Here is a 19508-nt window from a genome sequence, read left to right on the forward strand (position 1 = left end):
GCCGGCGCCGGTGTGGCTGGCGTGGGCCTGGGTGGAGCGGCTGGCATTGTCGCGCATGGCGCGGCGGTTCCAGCGGGATCGTCCGGCGCGGCGCATGGCTTCGTGGCCGCACCCGGCGCGGCTGGCGGCCTGTTGATGGCTCCCGGCTTTGCCGTCGGTACGGCAGGCGCACCGGTCGCCGCTGGCGGCGAATCCCTGCCTGCGGGCGTAGGGCAGGGCGGCGTCTGGGTGCAAGGTCCTGCACAGGGACACATGTCCGGTGGCTTGAGCAACGAAGAGGCGCAACGCCTGTCGCAGATCGGCGCCAAGCAGCCGCTGCTGGCGTATCTCGCGCAGCTGCAAAAAGCGGTGCCGTACGAATCCATCGGCACGCTGGGCGCGGTGGCCGGCATGGCCGCCATGCCATCGCCGCCCGCGCCCGCCGGCGTTGGCGCGGCACCTGCGGCGGCCGGCGGCAACGTCTTCTACCTGCCGAACATCAAGGCCAGCATGCCGCAGGGCAGCCTGTCGCGCACCGACGAGAGCACCATCGACCTGCTGTCGGCGATCTTCGACACCGTCTTCCGCGACCAGAACATCTCGCAGGAAATCCGCGACCTGATCCGTTTCCTGCAAATCCCGGTGCTGAAGGCCGCGCTGGTCGACAAGAACTTCTTCTTCCAGGAAGCCCATCCGGCGCGCCGCCTGATCGACCTACTGTCGCGCATGGGCTGGGAGCAGCGCAAGGGACCGGAAGACCCGCTGTTCCAGGCGATGCAGCGCAGCGTGGACCGCGTCGGCCGCGACTACGACCATGAATTGTCGGTCTTCACCGAAGCCGTCAACGAACTGGAAGCATCGATCCAGGCCGAGGAGCGCGCCGCCGCAGCCGCCATCGCCGAGCCCATCGCGGCCGCGCTGAAGCAGGAGAAGATGGCCGAGTCCAGCAAGCTGGCCAAGAATGCAGTCGCACTACGCATCGGCACCGGCGAAGTGATCGCCGTGGTGGAAGCCTTCCTGGAACAGCGCTGGGTGTCGGTGCTGACCATCGCCTACAGCATCGAGGACGACAAGCCGGGCGCCGTCAACAACGCCACCAAGACCATGGACGACCTGATCTGGAGTGTGCGACCCAAGCTCAACGCGGATGACCGCAAGCAGCTGATCACCAAGCTGCCGGTGTTGCTGTCCACGCTGAACAAATGGCTGGACATCATCAAGTGGCAGGACGCCGACCGCCTGCAATTCTTTGCCGAGCTGGCCGAATGCCACGCCTCGATCGTGCGCGCGCCGTTGGAGATTTCGCCGGAGCGCCAGCTGGAAATTTCCATGCAGGTGGCGCAGCAGGCCGCCGAACGGCGCCTGGAGCTGCAAGCCAAAGCGGAAGCGGCCGAGAAGGCCGAGGCCGAAGCGCGCGCCGCGCGGCAGCCCGCGCCCGAGGAGGAAGACGCCGCCATCGAAGTGGACAGCCTGACGCGCGGCATGTGGCTGGAATTCGAGCAGGAGGATGGCGGCAGCCGCAAGGTCAAGCTGGCGTGGATCAGTCCTTTGCGCACCTTGTACATCTTCTCGACGGCGGCGCGGCAGGAAGCGTTCTCGATGTCCGGCGAGCAGCTGGCCAAGCGCTTCCTGGATCAAACTGTGCAGGTGGTGCGCAGCGAAGGCGTGGTCGCCGTCGCGTTGTCGCAAGCGTTGGCCCGCAGCGCCGACAACGACGCCAACATCGACCCGCCAGCCTCGGCCTTCGGCTAAATATTCCTGTTTCGGCCGCGCCAATAGCCAGGCCGTCTACGCTGATTTCTGAGGGCGGCATTCATGGAACAGTTGTACCGCCGTCTGCCGTCGGCTTACTTCGAGTTTGTCAACGTCAGCAAGGCGCCGCCCATGCCGACGAAAATCACGCCGGTGGTGCGCTTGGCCAGGCGGGTGCGGGCGATGCTCTGCTTGACGCTGCGCTTCAACCACGACGCGCACGCCACGTAGAAAAAGTGCGACAACAAGGTGCAGCTGGTGAAGGTCGACGTCAACAGCAGGAAGCGCACCGGGTCCACATGGTCGGGCGGCATGAACTGCGGGAACACGGCGGTGAAGAACAGGATCGCCTTGGGATTGCTCACCGCGACCAGCAGGCCGCTGCGGAAGGTCGACAGCCGGCTGGCTTCGGCCACGTTCGCCACCGGCGCCGCGGTAGCGGCAACCTCGGCCGTTTCAGTGACCAGGCTGGCGTGGCGCCACGCCTTGATGCCCAGGTAGATCAGGTAGGCCGCGCCGGCCACCTTCAACGCGCCAAACGCCAGCGCCGATGTCTTCAATAACAGCCCCAGGCCGGCAACGGCCGTGGTCGCCACAATGAACACACCCAGCGCATTGCCCGCCGAACTGTAGAGCGCCCGCCGCGCGCCCATGGTGGTCGCGGTCGAGATGGCCATCAGCACGCCCGGCCCAGGACTGAACGCCGCCGCCAGCGAAACCGATAAGAACAACAGCCAGGTCGATAAACTCATTGCGAAACTCCAGAAAAGTTAGTGTCAGGGCAAGCGCTGGCAGTATGCCATGCCCCATCAAAGCGCGTCGGCCCCCCCCTGTTTTTTGCCGCACACTATTGCTGCGAAGTAATTTTCGATACAATGCGCCCGCATGTGTTTAAATGACGCGGTGCAAAAAACAACGATAGGGTTTTTAGATGATGATGTGGTGGCATGGTTTGAGTGTGGCGGGCAGTTTGGCGGTGACCGGGCCGATCGGCGTGGCGATTGCAGTCTGGCTGCTGGCTGGCAAATCCTGGCGGCTGACGGCGGCCTGGTGCATCCTGTTCGGCATCGGCATGGCCCTGGTCGTCGCCACGAAGATGGCTTTTGTTGGCTGGGGCATCGGCGTCGAATCGGTGGAATTTGCCGGCTTCAGCGGCCACGCGATGCGCGCCGCCGCCGTCTTCCCGGTCGCGTTCTTCTTGGCGTTCCGTTCGGCGCCGGCGCAGGCGCGGGTGCTCGGCACCTTGCTGGGCGTGCTGCTGGCCATATTGATCTCCATTTCCCGCGTCTATGTGCAGGCCCATTCAGTGTCCGAGTCGGTGACCGGTAGCCTGCTTGGCCTGGTGGTGGCGGCCATTTTCATCTGGTACGCCAGCACCGAGCATCACATGGCGCTGGGCCGGCTGCTGATGGTGTTGTGCCTTCCCATCATGTTGATCGCGCCGCGGGTGGAGCCGATTCCGGCCGAAACCTGGATCACCGAGGCGGCGCTGTGGTTGTCGGGCCACGACAAACCGTACACCCGCAACATTTGGCGCGAACCGAAATCCCCGCTACGATAGGTGAACTCACCCTCCATGACGCGTTTTCGGCCTGATTTGATGCGCAAAATGGTATTATTGTGAACTTTTCCAGCCCACTGCCCAGATAACAACGTGCGTCTATCTTCCATCAAATTGTCGGGATTTAAGTCTTTCGTTGATCCCACCAATTTCCAGGTGCCGGGTCAGTTGGTTGGCGTGGTGGGACCCAACGGTTGCGGCAAGTCGAATATCATCGACGCCGTGCGCTGGGTGCTGGGCGAATCCAAGGCTTCCGAGCTGCGCGGCGAGTCCATGCAGGATGTCATTTTCAACGGTTCGACCCACCGCAAGCCGGCAGGGCGCGCCTCGGTCGAACTGGTGTTCGACAACAATGAGGGCAAGGCTTCCGGCCAGTGGGGCCAGTACGCCGAAATCGCCGTCAAGCGCACGCTCACGCGCGACGGCACCTCGACCTACTACATCAACGGCCAGCCGGTGCGCCGGCGCGACATCCAGGACATCTTCCTCGGCACCGGCCTCGGTCCGCGCGCCTACGCCATCATCGGCCAGGGCATGATCAGCCGCATCATCGAATCGCGGCCGGAAGAACTGCGCGTGTTCCTGGAGGAGGCGGCCGGCGTCTCGAAATACAAGGAGCGCCGCCGCGAAACCGAGAACCGCCTGCACGACACCCGCGAGAACCTGCTGCGGGTGGAGGACATCCTGCGCGAACTGAATTCGAACCTGGAGAAGCTCGAAGGCCAGGCTGCCGTCGCCACCAAGTTCCATCAGCTGCAAGCGGACCAGGAAGAGAAGCAAAAGCTGCTTTGGCTGCTGCGCAAGATCGAAGCCGAGAACGAGCAGAAAAAATACTTCCGCGAGATGGAGCAGGCGCAGAACGACCTGGAAGAGCAGACCGCCAAGCTGCGCAACGTCGAGCTGTCGCTGGAGCAGATGCGCCAGGCCCACTTCGCGGCCGGCGACCGCCTGCACACGGCGCAGGGCAGCCTGTATCAGACCAACGCCGAAATCGGCAGCCTGGAAGCGCAGATCAAGTTCGTCATCGAATCGCGCAGCCGCCTGCAGGCGCAGCTGGCCGCGCTGACCGCGCAGCGCGACCAATGGCAGCAGCAGGCCAGCGAATACGGCGGCCAGATCGAGGAAGCCGAGTTCACGCTGGAAGAGCTGTCGGCCAAGGTCGAGCAATCGCAGATGATGGCCGAGCAAAAGGCCGAGTCGCTGCCGATGCTGGAGCAGGTGTGGCGCGAGGCGCAGACCAAAAGCACCGAATCGCGCGCCCGCATCATGCAGGCGCAGCAGCAGCTGGAACTGGAATCGGCGCACCAGCGCAACGCCAACAACATCCTCAACGGCCTGGCCGTGCGGCGCGAGCGCCTGCAGCAGGAAAAGAGCGGCCTCAATCTGCCGGACAGCGCGCACCTGAACAATCTGCGCATGCAGCTGGAGGAAAAGCAGCAGGCGCTGGAAGAACAAGGCTTCCTGCTGGAAGAGGCGCTGGAACAGCAGCCCAAGCTGGAAGAAGAACGCCAGGCCGCGCAGCAGCAGGTCAACACCGAGACCGCAGCCAACGCACAACTGGAAGCGCGCCTGAACGCGCTGCGCCAGTTGCAGGAGCGCGTGCAGACCCAGGGCAAGGTCACGCCGTGGCTGCAAAAGCACGAGCTGGATACGCTGCCGCGCCTGTGGCAAAAGTTGAACATCGAATCCGGCTGGGAGACCGCGCTGGAATCCGTGCTGCGCGAGCGCACCTCGGCGCTGCAGATGTCGAATATCGAATGGGCCAAGGCCTTCTTCGGCGACGCGCCGCCGGCCAAGCTGGCGTTGTTCGCGCCGTCCACCGCCGTGCCCCCGGCGCCGGCGGAAGTGGCCGGCCTGAAGCCGTTCCTGAACCTGCTCAAGCTGAACGACCCTGGCCTGCGCGGCCTGCTGCAGGACTGGCTGCACAACGTCTACATCGCCGAGGACACGGCCGAAGCCTTCGCCGAACGCGCCAGGCTGCCGGCCGGCGGCTGCTTCGTCACGCGCCAGGGCCACGCCGTCACGCAGGGCAGCGTGCGTTTCTACGCCGCCGACTCGGAGCAGGACGGCATGCTGGGCCGCCAGCAGGAAATCGACAACATCACCAAGCAGCTGCGCGCGCAGCAGATGCTGGCCGACGAGGCGCGGGCCCGTTCGGTGCGCGCCGATGCCGCCGTCTCCGAACTTACGCGCCGCCTGACGGAGTACCGCGCCAAGCTGCAAAGCCTGCAGCAGTCGGTGCACACCTTGCAGCTGGACGTGGTCAAGCTGTCGGAGATCGAAGCGCGCTTCAACCAGCGCAGCAACCAGATCGAAGCCGACCTGGCCGAAATCGCCGCGCAGGAAGAGGAACAAACGCAGGTCAAGATGGAGTCCGAGGAGAAGTTCGAGCAGCTCGATATGGAGCTTGGCAATCTCCAGGGCGACCACGAAGAGGGCCAGACCCTGTTCCTGGAAAAAGAGCAGCGCCTGGCCGACGCCCGCGAAGCATTGCGCGATCTGGAACGCGCCGCGCAGGAAGCGCAGTTCGCGGAGAAGTCCCAGCGCAGCAAGATCGAAGAATTCCGCCGTTCCATCGCCACCGCGAACGCGCAGGTGGTGCAGGTCACGCAAAGCCTGGAAGCGGGACAGAACGAACTGGCCAACCTGGAATCCGGCCAGGCCAATGACGGCCTGCAGGAACTGCTGGACCGCCGCACCAGCCAGGAAAAGGCGTTGTCCGACGCCCGCCATGAACTCGACCAGATCGCGCAGCAGCTGCGCATGTTCGAGGAAGGCCGCATGTCGACCGAACGCGCGTTGCAGCCGCAGCGCGACAAGATCATGGAGATGCAGCTGAAGGAACAGGCCGCGCGCCTGAACCAGGAGCAGTTCGCGGCGCAGCTGGCGGAAGTGCAGGCCGACGAGGCGGCACTGGCCGAGAAGCTGCATCCCGATATGAAGGCCTCCTACCTGCAGGGCGAGGTCACGCGCCTGACCAATGCGATCTCGATGCTGGGCGCGGTCAACCTGGCGGCGCTGGACGAACTGGCGACCGCCTCCGAACGCAAGAACTTCCTCGATGCGCAGAACGCCGACTTGAACGAGGCGATCAACACGCTGGAGGACGCGATCACGCGCATCGACAAGGAGACGCGCGATCTGCTGCAAGACACCTTCGACCGCGTCAACGGCCACTTTTCCGAACTGTTCCCGATCCTGTTCGGCGGCGGCCAGGCAAAGCTGATCATGACCGGCGACGAAATCCTCGACTCCGGCGTGCAGGTCATGGCCCAGCCGCCGGGCAAAAAGAACGCCACCATTCACCTGTTGTCCGGCGGTGAAAAAGCGCTGACCGCAACGGCGCTGGTGTTCTCTATGTTCCGGCTCAACCCGGCGCCATTCTGCCTGCTCGACGAGGTGGACGCGCCGCTGGACGACGCCAATACCGAACGATTCTGCCGGATGGTCAAACGTATGTCTGACCACACCCAATTCCTCTTCATCTCGCACAACAAGATTGCGATGGAGATGGCCAATCAACTGATCGGTGTGACGATGCAAGAGCAGGGCGTATCGCGCATCGTGGCGGTGGATATGGAATCCGCCGCAAACTTCGCTTCCGAGGCACAAGCAGCATGACAGACCTACAAATGAGTTTGATCGGGATCGCCGGCGTATTCGTCGCCGGCGTTTTCGGCTACAACAAGATCCAGGAATACAAAGCCAAGAAGAGCGTGGAACGCGCCTTCTCGACCGACCATGACGATGTGCTGATGCGTACCGGCGATACACCAGCCGCGCGCCATGAGCCTAGCTTCTCGCTCGACAGCGCGGCGCCCGGCGTGGCCGGTGGCGAAGCCTCGGCCGCCGCCGCGGCGCTGGCCGCCGTCGCCGCCGAATTCGAGATCGATCCCGCCGATGCGACCGTGCCACCGGCCGCGCCGCACGCTGCCGGCGTGACCCCGGCCGCCGAACAGACCACCGCGCTGGTCGATCCGCTGATCGATTGCCTGCTGCCGCTGGCGCTGGAAGGTCCGGCGCGCGGCGACAAGCTGCTGCCGGTGCTGCAAACGCTGCGCATGGTCGGCAATAAGCCGGTGCACTACATCGGCTTGGCCGTTAGCGGCGAATGGGAGCCCATCGTGCACGGCGGCGTCTACACCAAGCTGCAGGGCGGCGTGCAGCTGGCCAGCCGCAGCACCGCGCTGAACGAACTGGAATACTCGGAACTGGTCACGCGCCTGCGTGCGATGGCCGACGAAATCGGCGCCGAGCCGGAAATCCCGGACATGATCGAAGTGATGGCCGAGGCGCGCAACCTGCATCGCTTCGTCGCCGGGCACGACGCGCAGCTGGGCGTCAACCTGCAGACCAACGGCGCGCCGTGGGCCATCACCACGCTGCTGGGCGCTTTGGAGAAGCAGGGCTTCGACGTGCGTCCCGACGGCCGCTACGTGATGCCGGACGGCGAGGGCGGCCACCTGTTCTCGCTGTCGACCAACGTCACGCTGGCCGAGGAAACCACGCCGCGTTTGACGCTGCTGCTGGACGTGCCATGCGTGGCGCCGTCCCGCGACGGCTTCGGCGCCATGGTCGCCTGTGCCAAGTCGCTGGTGGGCCGCCTGGACGCGACCATCGTCGACGACTACAACCAGCCGTTGTCGGACGCCGCGCTGGCGGAGATCGCCGGCCAGGTACAGGATTTCTACGCCGAGATGAACGACGCCGATATTCCGGCCGGTTCGATTCGCGCGTTGCGTTTGTTTAGCTAGCGGGAAGCGGTAATGACTGAAGTGGATTACAAGGCGCGCATAGAGTCGTTGAGCGCAGAACTCAACAAGCACCTGCACGCCTATCATGTTGAAGACGCGCCCACCATCCCGGACGCGGAGTACGACAAGCTGTTCATCGAACTGCAAAAGCTGGAAGAGGCGCACCCGCAGTTCGCGCTGCCCGATTCGCCCACCAAGCGCGTTGGGGCGGCGCCGCTGCCGCAGTTCGACCAGGTCACCCACACGGTGCCGATGCTGTCGCTGAACAACGGCTTCACCGACGAGGATATCGAGAACTTCGACCGCCGCGTGCGCGAAGGCCTCGACGCGGCGGCCGCCGTCGAATACGCGGCCGAAGTCAAATACGACGGCCTGGCCATCAACCTGCGTTATGTCGACGGCCTGCTGGTGCAAGCGGCCACGCGCGGCGACGGCTACACCGGCGAGGATGTCACCACCAATATCCGCACCATCCGCTCGATTCCGCTGCGCCTGAACACTCCAACGCCGCCGGCCATCCTCGATGTGCGCGGCGAAGTGTTGATGTTCAAGAGCGACTTCGAAGCGATGAACGCCCGTCAGCGCGAGGCCGGCCTGAAGGAGTTCGTCAATCCGCGCAACGCGGCGGCGGGCAGCCTGCGCCAGCTCGATTCGCGCATCACCGCATCGCGCAAGCTGAGTTTCTTCGCCTATGGCGTCGGCGCGCTGGAAGGTGCGGAGATGCCGCTGTCGCACTCCGCGCTGCTGGACTGGTATCGCGGCATGGGCCTGCCGGTGGCGAAAGAGGCGGACGTGGTGCGCGGCTACGACGGCCTGATGGCCTACTACAAACGGATCGGCGAGGCACGTCCGACCATGCCATACGAAATCGACGGCGTGGTCTACAAGGCCAACCTGCTGCAGGACCAGCGCACGCTGGGCTTCGTCTCGCGCGCGCCGCGTTTCGCGCTGGCGCACAAATTCCCGGCCGAGGAGGCGCTGACCACCGTGCAGGCGATCGAGGTGCAGGTCGGCCGCACCGGCGCCATCACGCCGGTGGCGCGGCTGGCGTCCGTGTTTGTTGGCGGCGTCAACGTCACCAACGCCACGCTGCACAACGAGGATGAAGTGCGCCGCAAGGACGTGCGCGTCGGCGACACCGTCATTGTGCGCCGCGCCGGCGACGTGATCCCCGAAGTGCTGTCCGTGGTGCTGGAGCGCCGGCCGTCGCCGGAACCGGAAGCCTACGTGTTGCCGAAGACTTGCCCGGTGTGCGGCTCGCATGTGGTACGCGAAGAGGGCGAGGCCATCGCCCGCTGCTCGGGTGGCTTGTTCTGCTCCGCCCAGCGCAAGGAGGCGATCCGCCACTTCGCCGGCCGACGCATGATGGACATCGAAGGCCTGGGCGACCGTTACATCGACAACCTGGTCGAACATGGCCTGGTGCAGCGGGTCGCCGACCTGTATGCGTTGAAGCTCGAAGACCTGCTCGAAATGAAGCGCCTCGCCGACGAGCGCGAAGGCACGACGCCGGAGACTGTCGCGCAGGGCAAGATCGCCACCAAGTGGGCGGACAACCTGCTGGAAGCCATCGCCGCCAGCAAGAACCCGCCGCTGGAGCGCCTGCTGTTCGCGCTCGGCATCCGCCATGTGGGCGAATCGACCGCGAAGACGCTGGCCGAATGGCTGGGCCGTTTCGACCTGGTGCGCCGCGTGCCGGCCGCGCTGCTGCGCGTGCTGCCGGACATCGGCGGCATCGTCGCCGATTCCATCGCCGACTTCTTCGCCGAACCGAAAAACCAGGAAGCCATCGATGCCTTGCTGGCGGCAGGCGTAGCGCCGACCGGCGAGCATCCGCCCAGCGCCAAGCTGCGTGAAAAGCTCGACACCGTCAAGCTGATGGCCGCGCTGGGCATCCCGAAGTTGACGGAACCGCGCAGCAAGCAGCTGGTCGAACAGGAGGTCACGCTGGAAGTGCTGGCGCACCTGAAGGTGTTTACGGTGTTCGGCCTGCCGGCCAACGTCGCCGAGTCGCTGGAAGCATGGATGGCCGAACCGGGCCATCGCGACCAGCTGCTGGCGCTGGACCAGCTGCGTAGCGATCTGCTGGCGCAGCTGCCGGAGCAGGCGGCCGAAGGTCCGCTGACCGGCAAGACCTTTGTATTGACGGGCACTCTGCCCAACCTGAGCCGCGACCAGGCGGGCGCCATGATCGAAGCGCAGGGCGGCAAGGTATCCGGTTCGGTATCCAAGAAAACGCATTACCTGGTTGCGGGGGCCGACGCCGGCAGCAAGCTGGCCAAGGCCCAGGAACTTGAAGTCACCATACTGGACGAGGCGGGCCTGCTGGCACTGCTGGAAGCCAGATAAAAAAGATAGATATCATGTCCAAAATCAGAAAAGCAGTATTCCCGGTCGCCGGTCTTGGCAGCCGTTTTCTTCCCGCGACCAAGGCGCAGCCGAAGGAAATGCTGCCCATCGTCGACAAACCACTGATCCAGTACGCGGTGGAGGAGGCGGTCGCCGCCGGCATTACGGAAATGGTGTTCATCACCGGCCGCAACAAGCGCGCCATCGAAGACCATTTCGACAAGGCTTACGAACTGGAAGCGGAACTCGAAGCGGCCAACAAGAAAGCCTTGCTGGAGCTGGTGCAGAACGTCATTCCGAAAAACGTCAACTGCATCTACATCCGCCAGTCGGAGCCACTGGGCCTGGGGCACGCGGTGCTGTGCGCGCGCCCCGTCATTGGCGACGAACCGTTCGCCGTGCTGCTGGCCGACGACTTCATGGACACCGCCGACGGCGTCAAGCCCGTGCTGGCGCAGATGACCGACCTGTATGCGTATGAGCGTTGCAGCATCCTGGCGGTGCAGGAAGTGCCGCGTGCGGCCACGCGCCAGTACGGCATCGTCAGCGCCTCGGCCTACCAGCCCAAGCTGGAGCTGGTGCACGGCATCGTCGAGAAGCCGTCGCCGGACGTGGCGCCGTCCACGCTGGCGGTGGTGGGCCGCTATGTGCTGTCCGGCCGCATCTTCCAGTACCTGGAGAACCTCGGCACCGGCACCGGCGGCGAGATCCAGCTGACCGACGGCATCGCCGCGCTGATGAAGGACGAACGCGTGCTGGCCTACCGCTACGACGGCCAGCGCTACGACTGCGGCTCCAAGCTGGGCTACCTGAAGGCGATGACCGCCATGGGCCTCAAGCACCCGGAGACCGGCGCCGAATACTGCCAGTTCCTGCGCGATATGCATTGCCAGATCGAAGGAGGCGGCAAATGACGGTGCGCGAAATCCTGAAGATGGGCGACCCGCGCCTTCTGCGCGTGGCCGAACCGGTGACCGAGTTCGATACCCCGGCCATGCGTGAGCTGATCGCCGACATGTTCGATACCATGCACGCGGCCAATGGCGCCGGCCTGGCGGCGCCGCAGATCGGCGTCAACCTGCAGCTGGTGATCTTCGGCTTCAAGCAGAACGCCCGCTATCCGGACGCGCCGCAGGTGCCGGAAACGGTATTGATCAATCCCGTCCTTACGCCGCTGTCGGACGAAAAGGAAGAGGGCTTCGAAGGCTGCCTGTCGGTGCCTGGCCTGCGCGGCAGCGTGCCGCGCTTCACCCAACTGCGTTATGAGGGCGTGGACCAGTTCCAGCAGCCGATCCGCCGCGACGTTGACGGTTTCCACGCGCGCGTGGTGCAGCATGAAGTCGACCATCTGCTCGGCGTGCTGTACCCGATGCGCATCGCCGACTTCTCCAAATTCGGCTACACCGAGGTCATGTTCCCCGGCCTCGATCCCAACGACGACGACTAAGGCAGGTCTATCATGAGTGAAGGTCCGGTGCGCCAACCGGCGCAAAAGGTCATCCGTCCACGAGTGGGCAACGACCGCGGTGTGTTCCGGATGGGGACTTCGCAGATCAAGCGCGTGGGCCTCGGGCCCAGGTACTGGGGCGACATCTACCACTGGATGCTGACCCTGAGCTGGCCGCGCTTCTTCCTGCTGGTCGGTGTGCTGTACATGGTCACCAACGTGGGATTCGCGCTGGCGTTCTACCTGGTGCCAGGCTCGGTCTCCAACGCGCGGCCCGGCTCCTTCCTCGACACCTTCTTCTTCTCGATCGAAACGCTGGCCACCGTCGGTTACGGCTACATGAATCCCGGCTCCACCTACGGCCACATCGTTGCCTCGACCGAGATCCTGCTCGGCATGGTGGAGGTGGCGACGGTAACGGGCCTGCTGTTCGCGCGCTTCTCGCGGCCCACCTCGCGCATCATGTTCTCCGACGTCGCCGTGGTCACGCCATTCAACGGCGTGCCGACGCTGATGCTCAGGACCGGGAATGAACGCGGCAACCTGATACTGGAAGCCTCGGTGCGCGCCACGCTGATCCGCCGCGAGATGACGCTGGAAGGGCAGATCTTCACGCGCTTCTACGACCTTGAGCTGGAACGCGAGCGCTCCGGCGTGTTCGCGCTCACGTGGACCATCCTGCACAAGATCGACGAATCCAGTCCGTTCTGGGGCAAGACCAAGGAAGACCTGCAGAAGGAGGGCGCCACGCTGTCGGTGGCGGTCTCCGGCACCGACGACACGCTCAACGATTTCGTCCACGCGCGCCAGACCTACGCGGCCGAGCATATCTTCTTCAACCACCACTTTGCAGACATCATGTCGGACAAGCTGGATGGCAACGTGCGGATACTGGACTACAGCAAATTCCACGACATTTACCCGGACGGATCGACCGGCGGCAGCATGCCCGGCGCCGCGTTGGCGCACCCTGGCTAGCCGGCGCCCAGCAGGTCGCGCGCGTTCAGCAGCGCGTAGACGATATCGGGATGTCTGTTCAGGCAGCGGCGCACGGCGGCAGGCACCTGCTCGCGCGTGCGGCGGCACAGGCCCGGCTGCTCCGCCAGGCGGATCTGAAGGCCCATTACAGTGCGCACACCATTTGCGCTGGGCGTGATCGTCAGACGGATGCCCAGCTGTTCCTGCATGCGTTGTTCGATGCGGCCCAGTTCTTCGTAGCTGGCGATGCTCTCGATGCGCGCGATCAGCACCTTCTCCTGCTCGCGGGTGAGCCGCAGGATGCGGATGTCGGTATCGTCGGGCGCCTTGTCCCATTGTTCCAGCAGCTCGTCGCGCCGGCATTCGCAGGCGCCCGGCGGGCATTCTTTTCGTATCTGGAAGGGCAATGCTTCAGGCATGGCGAAACGGCTCGGCGACAACACGCGGGAGCTAAATTCTACTCCGAACGCCCACGGCGTGCGGCACCAAATTATTATTGTATATATAATATTTTTTTAAATTCAAACTGGCGTGTCATGAAAAATATGTACTCGATGCTGCCGCTGTTCGCCGCGCTGTGGGTCACGCTGCCCGCCGTCGCCGGCCCGGAAACGCTGGAGCGCTGCCCGCCCGCGGCCAAGCCATGGCTGCCCGCTGGCGTCAGCCAGAACGTCTGCTACGATGCAGAGGGGGCGTTTTTCGGCGACCACGCTTCGCTGGCGGCGGTGAAGGTTTACATGACGGTCAATTCGCCGGCGCGCAACCGCCATGAGGATATCGCCACCGCCGTGATTATCCTGCGCGCCGAGGCGTCACCGCCGGTCGCTGGCCGCTGAGGCCTGCAGGCGGTGCTGCAACAAGGCCAGCACCGCCGCCTCTTCCGGCCGCAGCGCGTGCAGGCCATCCTGTAACTGCTGCTTCGCGCGGCTGCGCGCCGCCTTCAACATCGTGCCGTCCAGATAGCACTCGATCACGCTCGGATGCACATAGCATTTGCGGCAGATGGTGGGCGTATTGCCCAGCTTTTTCGCCACCGCTTCGACGGCCTGCACCACGTTCCGCTTGGCCTGGGCTTCGGAGTCGAACTTTTCGTATTCGCGCAGCGCCACCGCCGCCAGCACCGTGCCGGACCAGGTGCGGAAGTCCTTGGCGGTGTAGTCCTCGCCGGCTATCGAGTGCAGATAGTCGTTCACGTCGGCCGAGCCGATGGCGTGCGGAAGGCCGTCGTCGCCGATGTACTGGAACAGTTCCTGGCCGGGCAGGTCGCGGATGCGGCGGATGATATTGGCCAGCCGGCGGTCCTCCACCGCGACGGCGTGATGCACGCCGCTCTTGCCCCGGAAGCGGAATTCAACCTTGCTGCCATCGAGCCGCACATGGCGGTCGTGCAGCGTGGTCAGGCCGAAGGACTTGTTCGCGCGCGCGTACTCCTCGTTCCCGATCCTCATCATGGTCGCCTCCAGCAGGTAGACGATGGTGGCCAGCACCTTCTCGCGCGGCAGGCCTGGCAGCTGGAGCGCGGCGCCGACCGCGCGGCGTATCGCGGGGAGGGCCTTGCCGAAGCCGAGGAGGCGGTGATATTTGGATTCGTCGCGGTGGCTGCGCCAGCGCGGGTGATAGCGGTACTGCTTGCGGCCGCGCGCGTCGCGCCCCGTCGCCTGCAGGTGTCCGCGCGGATGAACGCAGATCCAGACCTTGGTCCACGCGGGAGGGATCGCCAGCGATTTGATGCGGGCCAGCGTGTCGGCGTCCTTGATGGCGTGGCCGTCGGCGGCGACGTAGCGAAAGTGCTTGCCGCGCTTGCGGCGGGTGATGCCGGGCTGGTAGTCGTGCACATAACGCAAGCCGGCCGACCTGGCGGCGGCGGTGGGGTCGGACAGGGCGGCTTCGCCGGGCGCCGCGGGCGTATCGCGTTTCATCGCTATCCTTGGTGGGCAGATTATCGGAAATCGTACCCGGCAAGGACTGTCGATGTTGTGCGCTAACGCACGCTTTAGTCCATGCGCTTGAGGCGCTGGCCGACGATGCTCCACTTGCAGGCTTCGCCGTCGACGGTGCCGGTCAGTACCCAGCCGGTGCCGATCTTCTCGACCCCGATCTCGCACTCCAGTTCCTTGGCCAGTTTTTCGGCCCAGCCGCGCGCCGCGCCCTGGCCCTTGAAGAGCTCATTGCCTTCGTAGATCACGGTGGCGTCGAAAACGGAGGCGGCAAAAATAGTCATGGTGGTACTCCCAAAAATGAAGCCGTTATTGTGCCACCAAATCCGGCCAGCCGGCGATTGCGGAGAGTGTGCTTTTATGTCAACATCGCGCAGACTTTCGCAACCATCCCGGGACTCCATGCAAATCAAACCCTTAGCCATGCTGATGATGTTCGCGCTGGCCGCGCCGCTTGCCTACGCGGATGCCAAGGCGCCGCCATCGGAGGCCGGAACCGCCGCCATCTACAAATACATGCGCACGCAACGCAGCGAGGCGCAGAACCTGAGCGGCGACGCCGCGACGAAGGATGACCTGCAGCGCGCGGCGGCGAAGTATCAGGACCTGCTGGCCTACCTGGCGACCGCACAGGTGGCCGAACGCGCCAGCGGCTACAAACCGCTGTACGCGGAGAATGTGAATCTGCGCGTGCCGCTGGCCGGAACCTATGCGCGCCTGGGCATGAAGGAGGAGGCGCTGTCCACACTGGAGCAGGTGCGGGGCATGCTGTGGTTGCCGGCCTTGGCTTCCGCGCTGGCCAGGCCGGAATTCAATAGCTTGCGCGATGAGCCGCGCTTCAAGGCGGTCCAGCAGACGATGGCGCTGCCGGAGCGTCTGTACAAGACGCCCGCCATCGCCACGCCGTACAAGCCGGTGTTGACGGTGGAGGAAAAAGTCGCTGGCCTGTCCTTGTTCTGGGCCGAGGCGCGCAGCAGCTTCGTTCATTTCGACCATGTGCCCGAGCTGGCGTGGGATCAGGTCTACATGGACTACTTGTCCAAGGTGATCGCCGCACCGACCACGCACGATTATTATCGGATCATGATGCAGTTGGCGCCATTGCTGCAGGATGGCCATACCAATGTCTATCCGCCCGCAGAGCTGAGCGACGAGATCTATGCCCGCCCGCCGATGCGCACCGCGCTGGTCGAGGGCAAGGTGCTGGTCGAGTGGGTGGGCAATCCGGGCTTGAAGGCCCGCTTGCATGCCGGCGAGGAGGTCGTCGCCATCGACGGCGAACCGGCGCTGGAATATGGGCGGCGGCATGTCGAGCCTTTCGTCAGCGCGTCCACGCCGCAGGACCGGGCGATGCGGACCTATTCCTACGAACTGCTGATGGGCGCCGCCAGCAAGCCTGTCAAGCTGCGTGTGCGCGCTGCGGACGGCGCCGAGCGCGATGAAGTGGTGGACCGCTCCGGCAGCTATCAGGGGCATCCGCGTTTTGTCTTCAAGACGCTGCCGGGCGATATAGCGTATATCTCCATCGACCATTTCGAGAACGATGAAAGCGTGAAGGCCTTCGAGAAGGCGATCCCCGACATCCTGAAGGCGAAAGGGCTGGTGATCGACGTGCGCCGCAACGGCGGAGGTTCGAGCGAATACGGCGAGCGAATATTGTCGTGGTTGAGCCGGCAACCCATCGGCAGCGCCTATTCGTACCGGCGCGACGACGATGTCTACATGCGCGCGCAAGGCAGTCCGGCCGTCATTTGGACCCCGGTAAGGAGCAACGGCGAGACGTACAAGGCCCAGCACAAGGATGTGTTCAACGGCCCGGTGGCGGTGCTCACCAGCGCACAAACCTTCTCGGCGGCGGAGGACTTCACGGTCTCCTTCAGGATGCTGAAGCGCGGGATCATCGTCGGCGAGGCCACTGGCGGCAGCACCGGCCAGCCTTTGTTCCTCAAGCTGCCGGGCGGCGGTTCGGCGCGCATCTGCATCAAGCGCGACGTTTTCCCCGACGGTACCGCCTTCGTCGGCAAGGGCATAGCGCCCGACGTCGAGGTACACCCGACCGCGGCCTCGCTGCGCTCCGGCGCCGATCCGGTGCTCGACCGCGCCGTCGCCGAACTGCGCAAACAGTAAGCCTCCCAGCGCCGCCCGCGCGGCGGCGCTTCCTCCTGTCCCTCCGATACCACTACGTCATTCGACGTATTCCTCGTGGCTTGTCTGCTGGCTAACCTTGCAGCATCCAAAACCGAAAAGGGGAACAAGATGGGTGTGAAACGGGGAATGCTGCTGGCGGCGGCAGTGGCGGTGGCAGGTAATGCGTGCGCCGGCGCCACGATCAATTTTGGCGACGACAAGTCGGTCAGCGTCGGCTTCGGCATGCGCGAGAGCTACACCAGCGCCAAGAACGGCGCGCCCGATGGCACCGACCGCTCCAGCGATTTCAACCTGGATTCGGCGCGGCTGTTCTTCGGCGCTTCGCTGAACAAGAACATCAAGGGCATGCTGAACACCGAGTGGGACGGCGACAAGATCCGCATCCTGGACGCTGCCGGCCAGTTCGCCATTTCGCCTGAGCTGAACATCTGGGCCGGCCGCCTGCTGTCGCCGAGCGACCGCGCCAACATGGCCGGGCCTTACTACTCGCTGGGCGGCGGCTACTGGGCCGGCGTGGCCTCACGCTACGGCTACAACGGCGGCATCTTCCGTGGCCGCGACGACGGCGTGGTCGTGTGGGGCAATGCCGCCGAGGGGAAGCTGGGTTACTCCTTCGGCGCCTTCGAGGGCCACACCTTCGGCATCGGTTCGATGACGCAGTCGCAGGCCAAGGCGGCCGGCGTCAAGGCCGACGATTCGCTGATGTACGCGGGCCGTCTGCAGTACGACTTCTGGGACGCGGAGCCTGGCTACTACGGCACCGGCAACTACCTCGGCGCAGCCGACATCCTCTCCATCGGTGTGGCGGGACGCTACCAGAAGGACGGCATCCTCACCGTCGCCAAGAGCGGCAAGTACAGCTCCTACAACGTCGACTTCCTGATGGAGAAGCGGGTCAAGGGTTCCGGCGCCTTCGCGCTGGAAGCGGCCTGGTACGACTACAACACCGACGACATCATCAAGTCCGAACAGGGCAAGGCCTATTCGGCCGGCGCTTCCTGGATCTTCGAGCAGAAGGCCGGCTGGGGCAAGTTCCAGCCCTTCGTGCGCTGGCAGAAGTTCGCCGCCGACACCGACATCGACACCAAACAGTACGACGCGGGCGTGAACTACATCATCGACGGCTACAACGCGCAGGTCAGCGCCGTGTACTCGAAGACGAAGATGACCAAGGCCGCCGATACGGACAAGTTCTCTGTCACCTTGCAGCTGCAATTCTAATTCCACCACACGGAGCTATCTCATGCAAAATCGCCGCAATTTCATCGCCTCCCTGAGCCGCATCGCCGCCGCCACCGCCATGCTGGCCGCCGGCGCTTCATGGTCCACCAGCGCCTACGCCGCCGACACCATCAAGGTCGGCATCCTGCACTCGCTGTCCGGTACGATGGCCATTTCCGAAACGTCGCTGAAGGACGTGGCCTTGATGACCATCGACGAAATCAATGCCAAGGGCGGCGTGATGGGCAAGAAGCTGGAGGCCGTGGTGGTCGATCCGGCCTCCAACTGGCCGCTGTTCGCCGAGAAGGCGCGTGGCCTGATCGCGCAGGACAAGGTGTCCGTGGTGTTCGGTTGCTGGACGTCGGTGTCGCGCAAGTCGGTGCTGCCGGTGTTCAAGGAGTTGAATAGCCTGCTGTTCTACCCTGTGCAGTACGAGGGCGAGGAACTGGAAAGGAACGTGTTCTACACCGGCGCTGCGCCCAACCAGCAAGCCATACCCGCCGTGGAATACCTGATGAGCAAGGAAGGCGGCGGCGCCAAGCGCTTCGTGCTGCTGGGGACCGACTACGTGTACCCACGCACCACCAACAAGATCCTGCGCGCCTACCTGAAGAGCAAGGGCGTGAAGGATAGCGACATCGACGAGGTGTACACGCCGTTCGGCCACTCGGACTACCAGACCATCGTCGCCAACATCAAGAAGTTCTCGGCCGGCGGCAAGACGGCGGTGATCTCCACCATCAACGGCGATTCCAATGTGCCGTTCTACAAGGAGCTTGGCAACGCCGGCCTGAAGGCGACCGATGTGCCGGTGGTGGCGTTCTCGGTGGGTGAGGAGGAGCTGCGCGGCGTGGACACCAAGCCGCTGTTGGGCCACCTGGCGGCGTGGAACTACTTCGAGTCGGTGAAGAATCCGGTGAATGCGGAGTTCATCAAGAAGTGGAAGGCTTATGCGGTCGCCAAGAAGCTGCCGAACGCGAACACGGTCGTGACCAACGATCCGATGGAAGCGACCTACGTCGGCATCCACATGTGGGCGCAGGCGGTGGAGAAGGCCAAGTCGACCGACACCGACAAGGTGATCGCAGCGATGGCCGGCCAGACCTTCAAGGCGCCGTCGGGCTTTACGCTGACGATGGATCCGACCAACCACCACCTGCACAAGCCGGTGTTCATCGGCGAGATCCGTCCGGACGGCCAGTTCAGCGTGGTGTGGAAGACGCCTGGCCCGGTGCGCGCGAATCCATGGAGCCCGTACATTCCGGGTAACGAGGGTAAACAGAAGCTGTAAGCCCGGTAGCCGAGTATGGATTCCCGCCTGCGCGGGAATGACGGACAGCGGCGCCGTCATCCCCGCGCAGCCGGGGATCCATGGAACATCA

The 19508-nt window shown here is 64.5% G+C and carries 16 protein-coding genes; 12 read left to right on the forward strand and 4 right to left on the reverse strand.

Features of this window, described 5'->3' with window-relative positions:
* Nucleotides 1–1731 (forward strand): DUF1631 family protein (locus GTP90_RS17595; RefSeq protein ID WP_254451915.1); only part of this gene is annotated, 1731 nt, incomplete at its 5' end.
* Nucleotides 1732–1826: 95 nt separating this feature from the next.
* On the opposite strand, the gene GTP90_RS17600 is transcribed toward GTP90_RS17595, so the two are convergent.
* The gene (locus GTP90_RS17600) at nt 1827–2483 is read right to left on the reverse strand and encodes a LysE family translocator (RefSeq protein ID WP_161084778.1); all 657 of its coding nucleotides are present in this window, start codon (nt 2481–2483) and stop codon (nt 1827–1829) included.
* Nucleotides 2484–2662: 179 nt separating this feature from the next.
* Here GTP90_RS17600 and GTP90_RS17605 point away from each other — a divergent pair, with 179 nt between their 5' ends.
* The 7 genes from GTP90_RS17605 (at nt 2663) to GTP90_RS17635 (ending at nt 12820) form a co-directional block, all read left to right on the forward strand.
* Entirely contained in the window at nt 2663–3292 is a 630-nt protein-coding gene (locus GTP90_RS17605) for a phosphatase PAP2 family protein (protein WP_161084779.1), read from the forward strand.
* A gap of 93 nt (nt 3293–3385) precedes the next feature.
* Nucleotides 3386–6913 (forward strand): chromosome segregation protein SMC, encoded by a 3528-nt coding sequence (gene smc / locus GTP90_RS17610; RefSeq protein ID WP_161084780.1) that lies wholly within the window; start codon nt 3386–3388, stop codon nt 6911–6913.
* On the forward strand, nt 6910–8046 hold the full coding sequence (locus GTP90_RS17615) for a cell division protein ZipA C-terminal FtsZ-binding domain-containing protein (RefSeq protein ID WP_161084781.1): 1137 nt from the start codon (nt 6910–6912) through the stop codon (nt 8044–8046). The genes smc and GTP90_RS17615 overlap by 4 nt, the downstream gene beginning before the upstream one ends.
* A 12-nt stretch (nt 8047–8058) precedes the next feature.
* Complete coding sequence (ligA, locus tag GTP90_RS17620) at nt 8059–10395, forward strand: NAD-dependent DNA ligase LigA (RefSeq protein WP_161084782.1); 2337 nt, start codon at nt 8059–8061, stop codon at nt 10393–10395.
* Between the two features lie 14 nt (nt 10396–10409).
* Complete coding sequence (gene galU / locus GTP90_RS17625; RefSeq protein WP_161084783.1) at nt 10410–11309, forward strand: UTP--glucose-1-phosphate uridylyltransferase GalU; 900 nt, start codon at nt 10410–10412, stop codon at nt 11307–11309.
* Nucleotides 11306–11842 carry a peptide deformylase gene (def, locus tag GTP90_RS17630; RefSeq protein ID WP_161084784.1) on the forward strand — a complete coding sequence of 179 codons (537 nt, stop codon included), beginning with the start codon at nt 11306–11308 and terminating at the stop codon, nt 11840–11842. The genes galU and def overlap by 4 nt, the downstream gene beginning before the upstream one ends.
* Before the next feature lie 12 nt (nt 11843–11854).
* On the forward strand, nt 11855–12820 hold the full coding sequence (locus tag GTP90_RS17635) for an ion channel (protein ID WP_161084785.1): 966 nt from the start codon (nt 11855–11857) through the stop codon (nt 12818–12820).
* Here GTP90_RS17635 and GTP90_RS17640 read toward each other — a convergent pair.
* Nucleotides 12817–13239, reverse strand: a complete 423-nt coding sequence (locus GTP90_RS17640; protein ID WP_161084786.1) for a hypothetical protein — start codon at nt 13237–13239, stop codon at nt 12817–12819. The two genes, GTP90_RS17635 and GTP90_RS17640, sit on opposite strands and share 4 nt — an antisense overlap.
* Nucleotides 13240–13356: 117 nt before the next feature.
* Between GTP90_RS17640 and GTP90_RS17645 the strand changes: the two genes are divergently transcribed.
* Entirely contained in the window at nt 13357–13656 is a 300-nt protein-coding gene (locus GTP90_RS17645; RefSeq protein ID WP_161084787.1) for a hypothetical protein, read from the forward strand.
* Here GTP90_RS17645 and GTP90_RS17650 read toward each other — a convergent pair.
* Nucleotides 13633–14739 (reverse strand): DNA topoisomerase IB, encoded by a 1107-nt coding sequence (locus GTP90_RS17650; protein ID WP_161084788.1) that lies wholly within the window; start codon nt 14737–14739, stop codon nt 13633–13635. The genes GTP90_RS17645 and GTP90_RS17650 overlap by 24 nt on opposite strands.
* A 74-nt stretch (nt 14740–14813) precedes the next feature.
* Nucleotides 14814–15041 (reverse strand): hypothetical protein, encoded by a 228-nt coding sequence (locus tag GTP90_RS17655; RefSeq protein ID WP_161084789.1) that lies wholly within the window; start codon nt 15039–15041, stop codon nt 14814–14816.
* A 118-nt stretch (nt 15042–15159) separates the two neighbouring features.
* Between GTP90_RS17655 and GTP90_RS17660 the strand changes: the two genes are divergently transcribed.
* The 3 genes from GTP90_RS17660 (at nt 15160) to urtA (ending at nt 19417) form a co-directional block, all read left to right on the forward strand.
* Nucleotides 15160–16884, forward strand: a complete 1725-nt coding sequence (locus tag GTP90_RS17660; RefSeq protein ID WP_161084790.1) for a S41 family peptidase — start codon at nt 15160–15162, stop codon at nt 16882–16884.
* Nucleotides 16885–17013: 129 nt separating this feature from the next.
* On the forward strand, nt 17014–18126 hold the full coding sequence (locus GTP90_RS17665) for a porin (protein ID WP_254451916.1): 1113 nt from the start codon (nt 17014–17016) through the stop codon (nt 18124–18126).
* 79 nt (nt 18127–18205) lie between these two features.
* Nucleotides 18206–19417 (forward strand): urea ABC transporter substrate-binding protein, encoded by a 1212-nt coding sequence (gene urtA / locus GTP90_RS17670; RefSeq protein WP_161084827.1) that lies wholly within the window; start codon nt 18206–18208, stop codon nt 19415–19417.
* The last annotated feature ends 91 nt before the right edge of the window (nt 19418–19508 follow it).

It is taken from the genome of Duganella vulcania, from assembly GCF_009857655.1.
In the GTDB taxonomy this organism is placed as follows: domain Bacteria; phylum Pseudomonadota; class Gammaproteobacteria; order Burkholderiales; family Burkholderiaceae_D; genus Rugamonas; species Rugamonas vulcania.

Excerpts from the sequence above, each read along its gene's own strand:
- GTP90_RS17665 (WP_254451916.1), top strand. The coding sequence starts at position 17,014 with ATGGGTGTGAAACGGGGAATGCTGCTGGCGGCGGCAGTGGCGGTGGCA.
- ligA (WP_161084782.1), top strand. The coding sequence starts at position 8,059 with ATGACTGAAGTGGATTACAAGGCGCGCATAGAGTCGTTGAGCGCAGAA.
- urtA (WP_161084827.1), top strand. The coding sequence starts at position 18,206 with ATGCTGGCCGCCGGCGCTTCATGGTCCACCAGCGCCTACGCCGCCGAC.
- GTP90_RS17660 (WP_161084790.1), top strand. The coding sequence starts at position 15,160 with ATGCAAATCAAACCCTTAGCCATGCTGATGATGTTCGCGCTGGCCGCG.
- GTP90_RS17640 (WP_161084786.1), bottom strand. The coding sequence starts at position 13,239 with ATGCCTGAAGCATTGCCCTTCCAGATACGAAAAGAATGCCCGCCGGGC.
- GTP90_RS17615 (WP_161084781.1), top strand. The coding sequence starts at position 6,910 with ATGACAGACCTACAAATGAGTTTGATCGGGATCGCCGGCGTATTCGTC.
- def (WP_161084784.1), top strand. The coding sequence starts at position 11,306 with ATGACGGTGCGCGAAATCCTGAAGATGGGCGACCCGCGCCTTCTGCGC.
- GTP90_RS17635 (WP_161084785.1), top strand. The coding sequence starts at position 11,855 with ATGAGTGAAGGTCCGGTGCGCCAACCGGCGCAAAAGGTCATCCGTCCA.
- GTP90_RS17650 (WP_161084788.1), bottom strand. The coding sequence starts at position 14,739 with ATGAAACGCGATACGCCCGCGGCGCCCGGCGAAGCCGCCCTGTCCGAC.
- galU (WP_161084783.1), top strand. The coding sequence starts at position 10,410 with ATGTCCAAAATCAGAAAAGCAGTATTCCCGGTCGCCGGTCTTGGCAGC.
- GTP90_RS17655 (WP_161084789.1), bottom strand. The coding sequence starts at position 15,041 with ATGACTATTTTTGCCGCCTCCGTTTTCGACGCCACCGTGATCTACGAA.
- GTP90_RS17645 (WP_161084787.1), top strand. The coding sequence starts at position 13,357 with ATGAAAAATATGTACTCGATGCTGCCGCTGTTCGCCGCGCTGTGGGTC.
- GTP90_RS17600 (WP_161084778.1), bottom strand. The coding sequence starts at position 2,483 with ATGAGTTTATCGACCTGGCTGTTGTTCTTATCGGTTTCGCTGGCGGCG.
- GTP90_RS17605 (WP_161084779.1), top strand. The coding sequence starts at position 2,663 with ATGATGATGTGGTGGCATGGTTTGAGTGTGGCGGGCAGTTTGGCGGTG.